The 14,912-nt window shown below is 66.7% G+C and carries 13 protein-coding genes; 8 read left to right on the top strand and 5 right to left on the bottom strand.

Going from position 1 to position 14,912, the window contains the following annotated elements; genetic code table 11:
* Positions 1 to 36: 36 nt before the first annotated feature.
* Both QRM96_RS04180 and QRM96_RS04175 read right to left on the bottom strand, forming a co-directional pair.
* Positions 37 to 969 (bottom strand): pullulanase X25 domain-containing protein, encoded by a 933-nt coding sequence (locus QRM96_RS04180; RefSeq protein ID WP_285318505.1) that lies wholly within the window; start codon positions 967 to 969, stop codon positions 37 to 39.
* Positions 970 to 1,231: 262 nt separating this feature from the next.
* Positions 1,232 to 2,293 (bottom strand): adenosine deaminase, encoded by a 1,062-nt coding sequence (locus QRM96_RS04175; protein ID WP_206073956.1) that lies wholly within the window; start codon positions 2,291 to 2,293, stop codon positions 1,232 to 1,234.
* Positions 2,294 to 2,341: 48 nt separating this feature from the next.
* Here QRM96_RS04175 and QRM96_RS04170 point away from each other — a divergent pair, with 48 nt between their 5' ends.
* Positions 2,342 to 4,957, top strand: coding sequence for an excinuclease ABC subunit UvrA (locus QRM96_RS04170; protein ID WP_285318503.1), 2,616 nt, complete (start codon positions 2,342 to 2,344; stop codon positions 4,955 to 4,957).
* 168 nt (positions 4,958 to 5,125) lie between these two features.
* A complete protein-coding gene (locus QRM96_RS04165; RefSeq protein WP_018762237.1) occupies positions 5,126 to 5,749 on the top strand; it encodes a LysM peptidoglycan-binding domain-containing protein in 624 nt (207 codons plus the stop codon).
* A 164-nt stretch (positions 5,750 to 5,913) separates the two neighbouring features.
* On the opposite strand, the gene QRM96_RS04160 is transcribed toward QRM96_RS04165, so the two are convergent.
* A complete protein-coding gene (locus tag QRM96_RS04160; RefSeq protein ID WP_018762236.1) occupies positions 5,914 to 6,501 on the bottom strand; it encodes a hypothetical protein in 588 nt (195 codons plus the stop codon).
* Between the two features lie 181 nt (positions 6,502 to 6,682).
* On the opposite strand from QRM96_RS04160, the gene QRM96_RS04155 reads away from it, so the two are divergent.
* The 5 genes from QRM96_RS04155 to QRM96_RS04135 all read left to right on the top strand — a co-directional run bounded on the left by QRM96_RS04155 (position 6,683) and on the right by QRM96_RS04135 (position 10,659).
* Positions 6,683 to 7,597, top strand: coding sequence for an MSMEG_6728 family protein (locus QRM96_RS04155; protein WP_018762235.1), 915 nt, complete (start codon positions 6,683 to 6,685; stop codon positions 7,595 to 7,597).
* A 2-nt stretch (positions 7,598 to 7,599) separates the two neighbouring features.
* Positions 7,600 to 8,457, top strand: coding sequence for an SDR family oxidoreductase (locus tag QRM96_RS04150; protein ID WP_133832480.1), 858 nt, complete (start codon positions 7,600 to 7,602; stop codon positions 8,455 to 8,457).
* A gap of 66 nt (positions 8,458 to 8,523) precedes the next feature.
* A complete protein-coding gene (locus QRM96_RS04145; RefSeq protein WP_018762233.1) occupies positions 8,524 to 8,919 on the top strand; it encodes a DUF1622 domain-containing protein in 396 nt (131 codons plus the stop codon).
* 116 nt (positions 8,920 to 9,035) lie between these two features.
* Entirely contained in the window at positions 9,036 to 9,815 is a 780-nt protein-coding gene (locus QRM96_RS04140) for an isocitrate lyase/PEP mutase family protein (protein WP_109863810.1), read from the top strand.
* 40 nt (positions 9,816 to 9,855) lie between these two features.
* A complete protein-coding gene (locus QRM96_RS04135; RefSeq protein WP_285318501.1) occupies positions 9,856 to 10,659 on the top strand; it encodes a YqjF family protein in 804 nt (267 codons plus the stop codon).
* Between the two features lie 28 nt (positions 10,660 to 10,687).
* Here the strand turns inward: QRM96_RS04135 and QRM96_RS04130 are convergent, their stop codons facing one another.
* A complete protein-coding gene (locus QRM96_RS04130) occupies positions 10,688 to 13,135 on the bottom strand; it encodes a Tex family protein (protein WP_285318499.1) in 2,448 nt (815 codons plus the stop codon).
* A gap of 128 nt (positions 13,136 to 13,263) precedes the next feature.
* Here QRM96_RS04130 and QRM96_RS04125 point away from each other — a divergent pair, with 128 nt between their 5' ends.
* Positions 13,264 to 13,581, top strand: a complete 318-nt coding sequence (locus QRM96_RS04125; protein WP_285318570.1) for a hypothetical protein — start codon at positions 13,264 to 13,266, stop codon at positions 13,579 to 13,581.
* 231 nt (positions 13,582 to 13,812) lie between these two features.
* On the opposite strand, the gene QRM96_RS04120 is transcribed toward QRM96_RS04125, so the two are convergent.
* Positions 13,813 to 14,883 (bottom strand): alkene reductase, encoded by a 1,071-nt coding sequence (locus QRM96_RS04120; protein ID WP_285318498.1) that lies wholly within the window; start codon positions 14,881 to 14,883, stop codon positions 13,813 to 13,815.
* Positions 14,884 to 14,912 lie beyond the last annotated feature (29 nt).

Raw genomic sequence — 14,912 nt, 5'->3', positions numbered from 1 at the left:
GCGCGGCTTCCTGCCAGGGCCGGGAGGAGATACCGGCTAGTTGATGGTGATGTCGCGGGTGGCGTGGTTGTAGCGGATGGTCACCGTGCCGCCGGCGTGGTGCAATTCGTGGTTGGGGCCGTCAAACGCACCGAAAGCACCATAGTTTTCGTCCCACGAGCGGTTCAGGGCGATCTTGAAGGTGTAGTAACCGGCAGGAAGCTCGGCGCTCTTCTTCCAGAGCTGGTCCAGGAAGTCGAACTCCATCTGCGCTTCGTCGTACTGCGGCGCCCAGTTCTCCGGTGCGCCCAGGATGGTGTTGAAGTCGCCGGCCAGTGCCACGGCCTCCGGCTGCGGGTGGGTTTCGACATCCGGACCCTCGAACGGTTCGGTTGCGGGCACCGCGGTTTCGGCCTTGGCCTTCGCCGGCGCCTTCTTCCGGACAGCCTTCACCACAGGTTCCACGGCGTCTTCGATGGCCTTGGCGGCCTTGCCCACAGCGGCGGCCGCCTTCTTGGCCGGCGCTTTCCTGGCGGGAGCCTTCTTCGCCGCTTTGGCGTCATCCTTGGCGGGAACTTCCAGGACGGAAGCAGCTGCGGAGACCGGGCGGACAAAGCCTTCGGGAGCGGTGGGGACCGGCGTGTCGGCAGGGACGGGCGTGCCGGCGTCGAGCGCTGACGCGAAGGAAACCGCGTCAGGGAAGGCAACCGTGGCGCGCATCCCGTCCTCGGTGATGGTCCAGCCGGTACGGCCCTTGACCAGCCAGCCGGCCTTGACCAGTTTGGCGGTCGCCGAGGTGAGGGTCTTGTGGCCGCGGGGAATTCCGCCGCTGAGGAGTTCGGCTTCGTGCTCGTTGAAAGGCACGCGGGCCGTTGCTTCCGCCAGGACCTGGCCAGCATTCAGTGCATCGCCGGACCACACGCCTTCGGTCAGGACATCCAGGACGGTCTTGAGACGAAGATAGGTGTTTTCTGCGGTGGACTTGGCCATGATTCCCCTTATATAAAAGCGATCGGTCTTAGGCATCTTGCCAACTGCCTATTAAATCGCGCGACTTTAATTGGTTAACTCTGCGTGTCGTGACCGACTATGAAGCGGATAGTCCCGCAAGTGAGGCGGAGGTCTCGGGTAAGGGCCGGCTGCATAACCCTCAAGCGCTGACATGGGTGCTGCCTTGCACTCCCCAGACACGCCTGCGGCTCCCAGTTTACCGGCCCGGGAGCCGCACTGTTGCCCGCGGCACAGCGGGTGCTCAGGCGGTGGCTTCCCGGCTGTTCAATTCCTCCAGCAGCTCCGCTTTCCGCTCCTCCGAGGCGAAGGAAGAGTGGATGGAATTCGCCGCCAGGCGGGCCCTGTCAAAGTCGGACAGCTCAAACACCGCAGTCAGTTGGGCGAAGTTGTCATCCACGTAACCGCCGAAGTACGCAGGATCGTCCGAATTGACCGAGACGTTCAGGCCCGCGGCCAGCATGGCGGGCAAGGGATGGTCAGCGAGAGTGTCCACTGCCCTCAACCGCACGTTGGACAGTGGGCAGACGGTGAGGGGAACCCGGGCATCAACCAGGCGCTCCACCAGGTCGGCGTCATCCATGCAGCGGATACCGTGGTCGATGCGTTCCACGCCCAGGAGGTCCAGGGCCTCAATGATGTACGACGCCGGGCCTTCCTCCCCTGCGTGCGCCGTCAGCCGGAGGCCGGCCGCGCGGGCCTTTGCATAAAGCCGCTCGAACTTGGAAGGCGGGTTTCCGACCTCGGCCGAGTCCAGGCCGATGGCTCCGATGGGAGCGTCCATGGCCAGCAGCCGCTCCAGGACTTCCAACGCCGAGTCTTCCGGAAGGTCCCGGAGGAAAGCGGCAATGAGCATGGTGGAGATGCCGTAGTCCTCCCGGGACGTGGCCAGGACCGAGGCCACGCCGTTGACGCATGCTTCCAGCGGGACGCCGCGGGACAGGTGTGCCTGGGGGTCCATCATGATTTCGGCGTGCCGGACACCGGCGGCGGCCGCCCGCTCAAGGTAGGCACGGGTCATGTCCGCGAAGTCCTGCTCGGTACGCAGCACGGCCATGTTGGCGTAGTAGAGGTCCAGGAATGACTGCAGGTCCGTGAACTCGTACTTTTCGCGGAGTTCTTCCAACCCGGAGTAAGGCAGGACAATGCCGTTGCGCTCGGCCAGGGCAAAGATGAGCTCGGGCTGAAGCGTACCTTCGATATGCAGGTGCAGTTCGGCCACCGGGAGGGGCTTGGTGGGGACCGCGGGTTCCGCGGGGACCGCTTCGGATTCGGGCATGGTGCTGCCGCCGGCGTAGGTTTCCATCCGGACAGGATAATGCCCGGCGGCCGAATCACCACTAGAGTCAAACCAATGCAGAACGCCAAGCACACTGATGACCTGCAGGACCCGGCTCCCAGCCCCGCCGCGGACGGATTTGTCCGGGTCCGGGGAGCGCGCGAGAACAACCTCCGGAACGTCGACGTGGATGTCCCCCGTGACGCGATCGTTGCGTTCACCGGCGTCTCGGGCTCGGGCAAGTCGTCCCTGGCGTTTGGCACCATCTACGCCGAGGCGCAGCGGCGCTACTTCGAATCCGTCGCCCCGTATGCCCGCCGCCTCATCCAGCAGGGCCACAACCCCAAGGTGGAGCTGATCAGCGGGTTGCCGCCCGCCGTCGCACTCCAGCAACGCCGCGGCGTCCCCAGCAGCAGGTCCACGGTGGGGACCGTCACTACGCTCTCCAACTCGGTGCGGATGCTCTTCTCGCGCGCCGGCACCTACCCGGAGGGCAGCCCACAGCTGGACTCGGATGCCTTCTCCCCCAATACGGCCGCGGGTGCCTGCAGGGAGTGCCACGGCCTGGGTGTGGCGCACACCGTCACCGAAGCCTCGCTGGTCCCGGACCCGTCGCTGAGCATCCGCGAGGGTGCCATCGCCGCGTGGCCCGGCGCCTGGCAGGGAAAGAACCTGCGGGATATCCTCACCCACCTGGGCTACGACGTCGACATTCCCTGGCGGAAGCTGCCCAAGAAGCACCGCGACTGGATCCTCTTTACGGAGGAGCAGCCGGTGGTGGAAGTCACTCCGCAGCGCGACCGCGTGGCCAAACCGTACAAGGGCCGGTTCTGGAGCGCCAGGAGCTACGTCCTCCACACCCTGGCCGATTCGCAGAGCGCGTCCATGCGCGAACGCGTGCTTGCATACATGGAATCCGGTCCGTGCCCCCTGTGCGGTGGCAGCGGCCTGCGGCCTGAGGCCTTGGCAGTGACGTTCGCGGGGCGGACGATCGCCGAGCTCAACGCGGTACCACTGACAGAGCTGGCGGGCATCATCCGCCCCACCACCGAGCTGGCCTCAGCCGAGACGGCGTCCAGGAAGCAGTCTTCCGGCGAAGCCAACGAGGTGGCCGTCGCCATCACCCGCGACCTGCTGCAGCGCGTCACCGTTTTGCTGGACCTGGGGCTGGGCTACCTGGCCTTGGGCCGCTCCACGCCCACGCTCTCCCCCGGCGAGATGCAGCGGCTGCGGATCGCCACCCAGCTGCGCTCCGGGCTGTTCGGCGTGGTCTACGTGCTCGATGAGCCCTCTGCAGGGCTCCATCCTGCCGATGCAGAGCCCCTTTTGGAGGTGCTGGAGCAACTGAAATCTTCCGGCAATTCGGTTTTCGTGGTGGAGCACAACATGGACGTTGTCCGCCACGCCGATTGGCTGGTGGACGTGGGTCCGCGCGCCGGCGAGGGCGGCGGCGAGGTGCTCTACAGCGGTCCGGTGGACGGGCTGGCCGGAGTGGAGGATTCGGTCACCAGGCCGTACCTGTTCCCGGAGCTCTCCGGTCAGGAAGCAGACGACGACGCCCCGGGCCGTGACCGCGAACCGGCAGGCTGGCTGGAGCTGCGGGACATCAGCCGCCACAACCTGCAAGGCCTCGACGCTGAGTTCCCCCTGGGTGTCCTGACCGCTGTCACAGGCGTCTCCGGGTCCGGCAAATCCACGCTTGTCAGCCAGGTCCTGGCCGAGGTGGCAGGCGGCTGGCTGCGTCCCGACGGGCCGGGCGCCGTTTCCACGGGCGCAGCCGACGGCGGAGTGGACGAAGGGGAGCTCAGCGCCCCGCTCAGCGTCGGCCCGGTGTCCGGACTGGAACACATCGACCGGCTGGTAAAAGTTGACCAGAAACCGATCGGACGGACCCCGCGTTCCAACCTGGCCACCTACACCGGACTCTTCGACGCCGTCCGGAAAGTCTTCGCCGCCACGGACGAAGCCAAGGCCCGCGGCTACGGCGCCGGGCGGTTCTCCTTCAACGTGGCCGGCGGACGCTGCGAGACCTGCCAGGGCGAGGGGTTCGTGGCGGTGGAACTGCTGTTCCTGCCCGGCAGCTACGGCCCATGCCCGGAGTGCGGCGGGTCCCGCTACAACCCCGAAACCCTTGAGGTGGAATATCACGGCCAGAACGTGGCCCAGGTCCTGGCCATGACCGTGGACGCCGCCTCCGAGTTCCTGGCGGACGTTCCTGCCGCGGCGAGGAGCCTTACCAGCCTGCGCGACGTCGGCTTGGGCTACCTGCGGCTGGGACAGCCCGCCACGGAGCTTTCCGGCGGCGAGGCGCAGCGGATCAAGCTCGCCACAGAACTGCAGCGGGCGCAGCGCGGACACACCCTCTACCTGCTCGATGAGCCCACCACCGGGCTGCACCCTGCGGACGTGCAGCTGCTGATGGCACAGCTCCACGGCCTGGTGGACGCCGGAAACTCCGTGGTGGTGGTTGAACACGATATGGCCGTTGTGGCCGGTGCTGACTGGGTCATTGATCTTGGGCCGTCCGGAGGGGACAAAGGCGGCAGCATCATGGCCGCGGGCACACCTGCGGCTGTCGCGCAGTCCGTGGAAAGCCGGACCGCTCCCTACCTGGCAACCGCACTCGGCCAGGAAACTGCCAGCCAACACCCGGCCCGGTCCCGATTTGATAACGCCAAGGCTATGTCTTAGCGTGAAATGCATGCCCGTTTGGCGGGCTTTTTGATTGCCCGGTGCTGCCTCCACCAGAACTGCCCAGCGGCAGCCACCGACGTTGACCTCTATTTGTCAGGGGTGGGCAGTAGCGCGACGATCTCCGGGGACGGAACCAGCGCTGGTGGCCCTCGGGAGCATCACATCATGAACAACACCAAATTCCGTACTGCCGCACGCCGTGGAATCACCCTTGCCGCCGTCTCAGCGGCAGGCCTGGCCCTCTCCGCCACCGCCGCAAACGCGGCAACCCCCACCTCCACCTGGGACTCGCTGGCCCAGTGCGAGAGCGGTGGCAACTGGTCCACCAACACCGGCAACGGCTTCTCCGGCGGTTTGCAGTTCACCTCAAGCACGTGGGCTGCCTACGGCGGCACCGGCTCGCCGGCGGACGCCAGCCGCGAACAGCAGATCGCGGTGGCCGAAAGGGTCCAGGCTTCCCAGGGCTGGGGCGCATGGCCCTCCTGCGCGTCGCAGCTCGGCCTGAGCGGCGGGGGCGGTGCACCGGTGCAGAGCGCGCCCGTCCAGAGCGCCCCGGTCAAGCAGGCCACGCAGGTGCAGAGCGCACCTGTGCAGCAGGCACCGCGGCACGCAACGTCCGTTCCGCTCAGCGGTGAAACCTACACCCTGCAGGCCGGCGACACCCTGAGCATCGTTGCCCAGAAGCTGGGGATCCAGGGCGGCTGGCAGCACCTTGCCGACGCCAACCTGGATACCATTTCCGATCCGAACCTGGTGTTCGAAGGACAGGTCATCCAGCTCCCCGCGTAACGGCAGCGGCCTTGGCCGCACCGCCTCCCAAGGGGCCACAGACAGGTCGGCGATAGACAAATTCCGTTGACCAAAGACGACGCCGGCACGCCCCCACAAGGGGTGTGCCGGCGTCGTTCTTTTTAAGCCGGTGTCCGCTGCCGCGGCGGGGACGCGCCGGTCAGTCAGGCGGCGGGCAGTTCGCGGACGATCCGCACCTTCCAGGCGGAGTCGTCGCTGGTATCCAACAGCGCTACCGTTCCGTGCGCCAGGTTCAATGCCACCCGCTTGACGGCCAGCAGTTCCAGGTAGAGGTGCTCGTTCATGCGGCTGGGGGTGTCGATCATGTACTTCACGGCGTCGCGAACCTTGCGGTAGTTGGCGCTGCGTTCGCGATGCATGTGCAGTTCCAGCGCGGAGCGCTGCTTGAGCCGGGGCTCGTGCCGGTTCAGCAGTGTCACGGCGCTGTGTACCGCGACGACGAGGGTGAGCGAGACGGCGTAAATCCACCATCCGCTCGAGAGCAGGAACAGGGGCAGGTTTCCGATGGCGACCAGCGCGATCACCACGCGCAGGGCGGCTATCCGGCGGACGGTCCGGGCGACGGCGGCCATGCCGTCGCGGAAACGGTGTTGGTCCTTCCGGGCGGCTGCGGGATCGATGGTGAACTCGTCGAGGACCAGGATGCCCTGGGCTTCGGGGCCGAGCATCTGTCCGTAGCGGGGCAGCGCCGGGCGGGCGGCGGCTGTGGACTTTTCAGGTGTAGATGTCATGAGTGAGCTTCCAAAACGCTGGGGTGGTTGCCGAGATCTTAGTGGTTTAACCTGGGAGCCGTATGTATGCGTCCAATATCTGGACAAGCTTGGTGGCGGAGACCGCGCCACGGGCCGGCCAGGGGATGTGGCCGCCGGCACAGCAATTGGCACTTCCGCCGGCTGCCGTCAAACTGAATGGATGCAAACTTTCCTCCCGTACCCTGACTTCCGCCAAAGCGCCGCAGCCCTGGACACCGCGCGGCTGGGCAAGCAGCGGGTTGAAGCGCTGCAAACCCTCCGTGCCCTGGTGATCCCCGAATACGGCTGGCAGACCCACCCGGCGATCCGGATGTGGATGGGCCACGTTCCTGCCCTCACCATGTATGGGCTCGCGATGGTGGACGAGTGGATGGAACGGGGCCACCCGGATAACACACGGGCCAACATCGCCGAGTTCGCGCCGCAGGCAGCCCACCCGGACTACGCCGCCAAGATCATCATGCCGCCGTGGCTCGGGGAGCCCGACTTCCACCTGAGCCACCGGTCCAAGCTGGTGCACAAGGAACCCAAGTTCTACGCCTCCGTTTTCCCGGACGCCATTCCGGCAATGGACTACGTCTGGCCGGAGCCGCGGCACGAATTCCTGCCGCAGGAGCCGGACGGAGACCTGTTGTGGATCCTCCGCGACCCTCACGACGACGTCGACCCGCAGTCGCTCACCACGGTGGCACTTCCGCCGGTGAACCGGAACGCCTCCGCAGCGGCGTCAGCCGGGGACGATGGTTACGCCCCGGTCTATGTTGACGACGGTTCCCGACGTCCGTCCCGCGCCCCGAAGAAGGCGCCGCCCAGGCCCCAGGTGAAGAAGCCCACCCGCAAACGGCAGGCGCAGGAGGAGGCATTCCGCACCCTCCCAGGGAAGACGCCCGTCGCTGTCCCGCTGGAACACGGGGCAAAGTTCGCGCTCGGCCAGGTAGTGGGCCGTCCGATCAACCTCGATGACGGCCGCTTTGGCAGGACTTTCGAGGTTTTGGAGATCATGGACCGTTCGGCATTCGCCTACCCCGCCCTGCTGCAGGACCCCCGGGTGTTCTTTCCGGTCGAGGCCCCGTAGCCATGACTGTTTTGCTGGCAGGGTGCGGCGACCTGGGCACCGAGGCGGGCCTGCGGTTCGCCGCCCTTGGCCACAGGGTCATAGGGTGGCGGCGGTCCCCCGAAAAACTGCCGGCAGCCATCGAGGGAGCCGCGGCAGACTTGGGATCCGCAGACCTGCCGCCGATCCCGGCGGACACCACCGCCGTCGTCATCGCCGTTGCGGCTGATGCCCCCTCAGAGGAGGCATACCGTGCTGCGTATGTACGCGGCGTGGCACATGTGCTGGATGCGCTGGAGCGGGACGGCGTGACACCGGAACGCGTCCTCTTTGTGTCTTCCACGGCGGTGTACGGGGACGCAGCGGGCGGCTGGGTGGATGAGGCCACGGAGCCGAACCCGGGTGGTTTCTCCGGGAAGGTGCTGCTTGAGGCCGAGGAGCTCCTGCACGGCCGGCTTTCCGGCAGGAGCGCCACCACGGCCCTCAGGCTGGGTGGCATCTACGGACCCGGCCGGACCAGGCTGATCGACCAGGTGCGGAGCGGCTCCGCCGTCATTCCGGACGATGTGCGCTACACCAACAGGATCCACCGGGATGACGCCGCGGCGGCGATCGTGCACCTGGCCACCATGGCGGATGTCCCTGCTCCGGTTTACGTCGGCGTGGACGACGAACCGGCCGATCTGGGTGCCGTACTGCGTTTCCTGGCGTCCGAACTTGGGCTGCCCGAACCCCAGGCGGGCGATGCTGGTCCCGCCCGCGGCGGCAACAAGCGCTGCCGGAACGACTTGCTCCGAAGCACCGGGTTCAACTTCACGTTTCCCACCTTCCGGGAAGGGTACAGGGACGTCATCGCAGGGAACGGCAGCCGCCATCCGTAGCCCGGCCCCGTGCCCCAGTCGGTTCCACGTCGGGCGGCACATGCCAGGCTCTAAGTAAGGCAGGGAATGGAATTCAGGCAGATCATTGAAGCCACCGGCCAGCTGGTCGATTTTGCAGGGGTTGCGGTCATGGTGATTGGGGCCTTGGTGTCCCTCCCGCTGGCGATCCGCGGTTACCAGCCCCGGCAGGTCCCGGCCGGGGCGAAGAGACTGAGCTTCTACCGCTCCTACCGCCAGTCGCTGGGCCGTTCGATCCTCCTGGGCCTTGAATTACTGGTCGCTGCGGACATCATCCGCACTGTCGCGGTCACTCCGACGTTCGAAAGCGTCGGGGTGTTGGCCGTCATTGTGCTGATCAGGACCTTCCTCAGCTTTTCCCTGGAGCTTGAGATCACGGGTCGCTGGCCTTGGCAAAAGGACCCGGCGGCAGCCCACCCCGGAGCCTCCGCCCCTGCCGGATAAGGGCGCCTGAGGCCGCGCCGTCGGGCCCATCCCTGGCAGGGGCTAATCCGCGCCTGGGAATACAGGTTTGCGCTACGCCCCGCCGTTACCCTTGCAACGTCCGTTAGGCTTCAGCCATGGCTGAAACTCTTCGCACCAAAGCGTCCGAACTGCTCCGACTCCATCAGGCCCCTGAGATCCTTCAAGTGGTCAACGTGTGGGATGCCATCACCGCCAAAGTCATCACGGACGTCCCGGGCACCACCGCCCTCGCCACGGCAAGCCACTCCATCGCGGCCTCGCTGGGCTACGAAGACGGCGAGAACATTCCCGTCGACGAGATGATCGCCGCCGTTGGCCGCATCGCCGCCGCCTCGCATCTTCCCGTCAGTGCCGATCTGGAGTCCGGCTACGGCAACCCCGGGGAGACCACCCGCAAGGCCATCGGCGTCGGCATCGTCGGGGCAAACATCGAGGACCAGATGAGGCCGCTGGCGGATGCGGTCAACCAAATGTCAGCAGTGGTGCACGCCGCGTCAACGGAAGGGATCGATTTCGTCCTTAACGCCAGGACCGACGCCTTCCTCAAGGGCAAGGACCGGGACCCCGGCGAGGTGCTCGCGGACGCCATCGCCCGCGGCAGGGCCTTCCTGGACGTGGGTGCCACAACAGTCTTCGTGCCCGGGCTGCTTGATGAGCCTACCGTCACCGCGTTGGTCGAGGGTATTGGCTGGAACAAGGTCTCCGTCATCAACGTCCCCGGGTCCCTTCCCCCGGCCCGGCTGCAGGAACTGGGCGTTGCCCGCATCTCCTACGGTCCGTGGACACAGCGCGTGGCACTGACCGCACTGGCCGACACCGCGGCCGCGTTGCTCGCCGGCGGACAGCTTCCCGAAGACACCCGTCCCTTGAACTAGGAGGGTCGGCGGCCGTGCCCAGCGAAGGAGTCGATTGACTGTGACCGGAAGTGCAAGTGCGGCAGGAGTGTGGCCGCGGCCGCCGGAACTTCCTGCGCCGGTGTTCTCCGACCAACGCTGGCTTGAGGCCGTTTTCCTTCACTGGCGTATCCCGGAGGCGGAGGCAGCGGCGTTCATGCCTGAGGGAATCCGGCCGGACGTGTTCGACGGCAGTTCCTGGGTGGGTTTGATCGGCTTTCGCATGGAGCAGGCGGGGCTTGGGCGCGGCCCAGGCGTTCCGTACTTGGGCAGCTTCAACGAGGTGAACGTCCGGCTGTACTCCCGTGAGCCGGACGGGACCCGCGGAGTGGTGTTCCTGAGCCTGGATGCGAACCGGCTGCCGGTGGTCCTGGCCACACGGGCGGCTGGCATCCCCTACGTCTGGTCGCGTATCCGGCAACGTCCGCCCTTTCCGGACGCCAGGAGCCGAACACAGCATCCCGGCGGAGACGCTGCCGGGTCCACTGATGAATTTCCAGTCGGCTACACCGTGCGCCGGTTTGGCAGCACGGGAGCACGGAGCGACTTCGTGGTCGTCCCCAAGCTCCGGGAGCCGGCCTCTGATTCCCTGTCTGTCTTCCTGACCGCGAGGTTCGGGATGCACGGCCGCTTTCTGGGCCGCACCGCCTACGTGCCGAACACCCACCAGGCGTGGCCGCTCTTCCACGCGGAGGTGCGGCAGCTAACCGATGGACTGATTGGAGCTGCCGGGATCACTGTTGACGGGCCGCCGGATTCAGTGCTCTATTCGCCGGGAGTCCGGACCAGGTTCGGACGGCCGCGCATGATCGGTGGGCCCGGATAACAGCGTGTCCGGGCTCACCGCAAGGCTGCTAAGCCAGGCCGGCTTTCCGGAGCGCCTCGGCCATGGCCGTATTGCTGCCGGGCTGGGGTTTGGGAGCCGACCGGACAGAGCCGGGCGCTCCGGCCGCTTGCTTTGGCTGTTGGCGGTCGAGGCGGTCACCACGCTCGCCGCGGTCAGGTTTTCCGCCGCGCTCAGGCTTTCCGGTCCGCTCCGTCTTACCGGCGCCCGGGCCCCGCCCCGAAGCTGCCCCGCCGCCGGCCGGTTCGTCGTCGAGCCTTAGGGTCAGCGAAATCCGCTTCCGTTCCGGATCAGCCTCCAAGACTTTGACGCGCACCACTTGCCCGGACTTGACCACCTCGCGGGGGTCGGAGACGAACCGGTTGGCCAAGGCCGAAACGTGAACCAGTCCGTCCTGGTGCACTCCCACGTCCACGAACGCCCCGAACGCCGCAACGTTGGTCACCGTCCCTTCCAGGACCATGCCGGGCTTGAGGTCCGAGATCTTCTCGATCCCCTCCGAGAAGGTGGCTGCGGCGAAGGCGGGGCGTGGGTCCCGGCCGGGTTTATCCAGCTCGGCCAGGATGTCCTTGACCGTGGGGAGCCCGAAGGTATCGTCGACGAAGTTCCGGGGGTCCAGGGATGACGCGGGCGCCGACCCGGCGGCCACCAGAATCTTCCTCGCCACGGCGTACGATTCCGGGTGCACGCTTGAGGCGTCGAGCGGTTCCGCTCCCCCGGTGATCCGGAGGAAGCCGGCGCATTGCTCGAACGCCTTGGCGCCCAGCCGCGGGACTTTCTTCAGGTCGGTCCGCTTGGAGAAGGGCCCGTATTCATTGCGGTACGCCACGATGTTTTCACTCAGCAATGGTCCGACGCCGGCCACCCGGCTCAACAGCGCGGGTGAAGCTGTGTTAACGTCCACGCCCACGGCGTTCACGCAGTCCTCCACCACGGCGTCAAGGCTACGGTCCAGCTTGGACGCTGTCACGTCATGCTGGTACTGGCCCACGCCGATGGACTTGGGATCGATCTTGACGAGTTCGGCGAGTGGATCCTGCAGGCGCCGGGCAATGGACACGGCGCCGCGGAGCGAAACGTCCATCCCCGGGAGTTCGGCGGCTGCGAGCGCCGACGCTGAGTAGACCGAGGCGCCGGCTTCCGACACGACGAGCTTTTGTGGCTTTCGGTCCACGTCCGGCAGCAGCTTGATCAGTTCCGCGGCGAGCTTGTCCGTCTCGCGCGACGCGGTCCCGTTGCCGATCGCCACGAGTTCGACCGAGTGCCGGCGGGCCAAGTGCACCAGGGTGGTTAGGGCTTCGTCCCATTTTCGCGCCGGCGCGTGCGGGTACACCGTGTCCGTGGCGACGACTTTGCCGGTACCGTCCACGACGGCGACTTTCACTCCGGTCCGCAGCCCGGGGTCCAGTCCCAGGGTGGCTCGGTTCCCTGCGGGGGCGGCCAGGAGGACGTCGCGCAGGTTGGCGGCGAACACCCGCACCGCTTCGTCCTCCGCTGCGGCGAACATCCGGCCCCGGAGGTCGGCGGTGAGCCGGGCAAGGACGCGCGAACGCCATGCCACCTGGGCGGTCTGCAGCAACCAGGCGTCGGCGGGACGGCCACGGTCGGCGACGCCGAGGAACCTGGCCACCGCGGACTCGTAGCGTGCCCGGGCGGCGGTCAGCGCGGCGTCGTCGGAGGGGTCGGCTTCGGTGAGATCCAGGTCCAGGATGCCGTCTTTCTCGCCGCGAAGCAGCGCCAGCACCCGGTGGGACGGCATCCGGTCCGGGGCCTGCGCAAATTCGAAGTAGTCAGAGAACTTCTGGCCCTCGTTTTCCTTGCCCTTCTTGACGCGGGATACCATCCGGCCCTGGCTCCACAGCCGGTCCCTCAGGGTGGCGGCAAGGTCTGGATCCTGGGCCACCCGCTCCACCAGGATGGCCCTGGCGCCGGCGAGCGCGGCGGCGGCATCGCCAATGGAGTGCTCACTGTTGAGGTACTTTGCGGCCTCCCGTTCAGGGTGGAGGTCCGGGCGCTTCAGCAGCGCGTCCGCGAGCGGTTCCAGTCCGGCTTCCCGGGCAATCTGGGCCTTGGTGCGTCGCTTGGACTTGAACGGCAGGTAGATGTCCTCCAGCCTGGACTTGGTGTCCGCCGCCAGGATCGCCCTGCGGAGTTCCGGCGTCAACTGGCCTTGCGCCTCAACCGCTTCAAGCACTGTTCGACGCCGGTCCTCGAGTTCGCGGAGGTAGCGGAGGCGTTCGTCGAGGTCGCGGAGTTTGGTGTCGTCGAGCGTCCCCGTGGCTTCCTTGCGGTACCTGGCGATGAAGGGGACGGTTGACCCGGCGTCGAGCAGTCCTACCGCCGCCTTCACCTGCCAGGCCTTGACCCCCAGTTCATCGGCGATCTGGCCGTAGATGGGGTCCTCGGCGGTCACGGCTGAGGAGGTGGAAGCGGGGGAAGGCACAGGCTGTTGGGTCACCAGAACATCTTGCCCTACCGGCCCGCATGGCTCCACCGCGGCCGGCAATGACCGGCAAGCGCCAGCGAAAGCGAGTATTCCACTCGGGCCCGCAAAGTGCTGTAGTGGTCTTGCAGTCACTGGCACCCATGCTCGAGGAAGAGGCCACCATGCGGGAACTGCTTGTCGTGTTTCAGGAGGGGTTTGAAGAAGCCAACATCACCGTGACGGTCAACGGCAAAGTTGTGCGCAGGGACATGAACGTTTCCACCAATCCGTTGCTGGGCATCGCCTCTGAAGTTTCGGTGGAGCTTCCGGCCAAGGGTGCCCAGGTGGGAGTTGAAGTCACCAACCGCGGGCTCAAGGCCATCACCAAGGTCAGCGGCAGGCCCAAAAGCGTGCTGGTCTCCATTGAGGACGGCAGGCTGCTGATGCGGGAGGGCACTGGCCGTGAGGCCGTGATGTGAGCCGGATGCCGACTCACAAAGTGGCTCTGGCAGGAGTCCATTCGTTGGAGTATCATCTGATCACCGCCGGCTTCCGAGGGAGTCCGGCGGGCCACATAAATTCTCAGCCGGAGGCCGTCGGATGGCCTCGCGGCACTGCTGCCCGGGACCAGCACCCCTGACAGCCAACGACGGCGGCACCCACGCTGGGTGCCGCCGTCGTCGTTTGATTCGGGTTGGCCGAAGAAATGCCTAGCCCTGGTACACCGGGTAATCCGTGTAGCCGGTGGCGCCTTCTGCGTAGAAGGTGGACGGGTCCGGCTCGTTCAGCGGAAGGCTTTCCTTCCAGCGGCGGGCCAGGTCCGGGTTGGCGATGGCCGGGCGTCCCACCACCACGGCGTCCGCGTGGCCGTCGGCCACCAGGGTCACGGCTTCTTCCTTCGTGGTGATCACGCCGAAGCCGGTGTTGACCAGGAAGGGGCCGCCGAAGCGTTCGCGGAGGTCCTGGACCAGTTCGCCGGTGGGCTCGTGGTGCAGGATGCTCAGGTACGCCAGGTTGAGCGGCGCGATGCTGTCCACCAGGACCTCATAGGTGTCACGGACATCCGCTGCATCCGTTTCGGAAATGCCCTGGACGTTGTGCTCGGGGGAAATGCGCAGGCCCACCCGGTTGGCGCCGAGGGCTGCCACCACGGCGTTGACGGTTTCGATGACGAAGCGGGCACGGTTCTCCGGTGATCCGCCATAGCTGTCAGTGCGGACATTGGAGTTGGGGGCCAGGAATTCGTGCAGGAGGTAGCCGTTGGCCGAGTGCAGTTCCACGCCGTCGAAGCCTGCCTCGATGGCATTCAGTGAGGCGTTGACGAATTCCTGGATGACCATGGGGAGTTCGTCGGTGGTCAGCGCGTGCGGCACAGGGTACGGCTTCTTGCCTTCGGGAGTGCGGACGACGCCGTCAATGGCCACCGCGCTGGGGGCGACAATTTCCAGGCCCCCGGTGATGTCCGAATGGGAAACCCGTCCGCCGTGCATGATCTGGGCGAACATGTGGCCGCCCTCGGCGTGGACGGCATCCGTTACCTTCTTCCAGCCGGCGACCTGTTCCTCGGTGACGATTCCGGGCTGGCCGGGGTATGCCTGGCCGGCGGGAGTGGGGTAGGTGCCCTCGCTGACGATGAGGCCCAGGGAAGCGCGCTGGCGGTAGTGTTCCGCCAGGAGCGGGCCCGGGACGCCCTTTTCACCTGCACGGAGGCGGGTCAGGGGCGCCATCACCAGGCGGTTGGGAAGTTCGAGTTCGCCGAGGGTGAGGGGGGAAAACAGCATGCGCAGTTCCTTTCGAAGGCTGGAGACGT

The organism is Pseudarthrobacter sp. lyk4-40-TYG-27, assembly GCF_030209295.1.
GTDB lineage: Bacteria > Actinomycetota > Actinomycetes > Actinomycetales > Micrococcaceae > Arthrobacter.
The sequence above is the reverse complement of the archived record's forward strand: the minus strand, read 5'-3'. Positions and strand labels throughout refer to the sequence as shown.

Bases quoted from the DNA above. Each gene is read 5' to 3' on its own strand.
- QRM96_RS04180 (WP_285318505.1), bottom strand. From the start codon at position 969: ATGGCCAAGTCCACCGCAGAAAACACCTATCTTCGTCTCAAGACCGTC.
- QRM96_RS04175 (WP_206073956.1), bottom strand. From the start codon at position 2,293: ATGGAAACCTACGCCGGCGGCAGCACCATGCCCGAATCCGAAGCGGTC.
- QRM96_RS04170 (WP_285318503.1), top strand. From the start codon at position 2,342: ATGCAGAACGCCAAGCACACTGATGACCTGCAGGACCCGGCTCCCAGC.
- QRM96_RS04165 (WP_018762237.1), top strand. From the start codon at position 5,126: ATGAACAACACCAAATTCCGTACTGCCGCACGCCGTGGAATCACCCTT.
- QRM96_RS04160 (WP_018762236.1), bottom strand. From the start codon at position 6,501: ATGACATCTACACCTGAAAAGTCCACAGCCGCCGCCCGCCCGGCGCTG.
- QRM96_RS04155 (WP_018762235.1), top strand. From the start codon at position 6,683: ATGCAAACTTTCCTCCCGTACCCTGACTTCCGCCAAAGCGCCGCAGCC.
- QRM96_RS04150 (WP_133832480.1), top strand. From the start codon at position 7,600: ATGACTGTTTTGCTGGCAGGGTGCGGCGACCTGGGCACCGAGGCGGGC.
- QRM96_RS04145 (WP_018762233.1), top strand. From the start codon at position 8,524: ATGGAATTCAGGCAGATCATTGAAGCCACCGGCCAGCTGGTCGATTTT.
- QRM96_RS04140 (WP_109863810.1), top strand. From the start codon at position 9,036: ATGGCTGAAACTCTTCGCACCAAAGCGTCCGAACTGCTCCGACTCCAT.
- QRM96_RS04125 (WP_285318570.1), top strand. From the start codon at position 13,264: ATGCTCGAGGAAGAGGCCACCATGCGGGAACTGCTTGTCGTGTTTCAG.
- QRM96_RS04120 (WP_285318498.1), bottom strand. From the start codon at position 14,883: ATGCTGTTTTCCCCCCTCACCCTCGGCGAACTCGAACTTCCCAACCGC.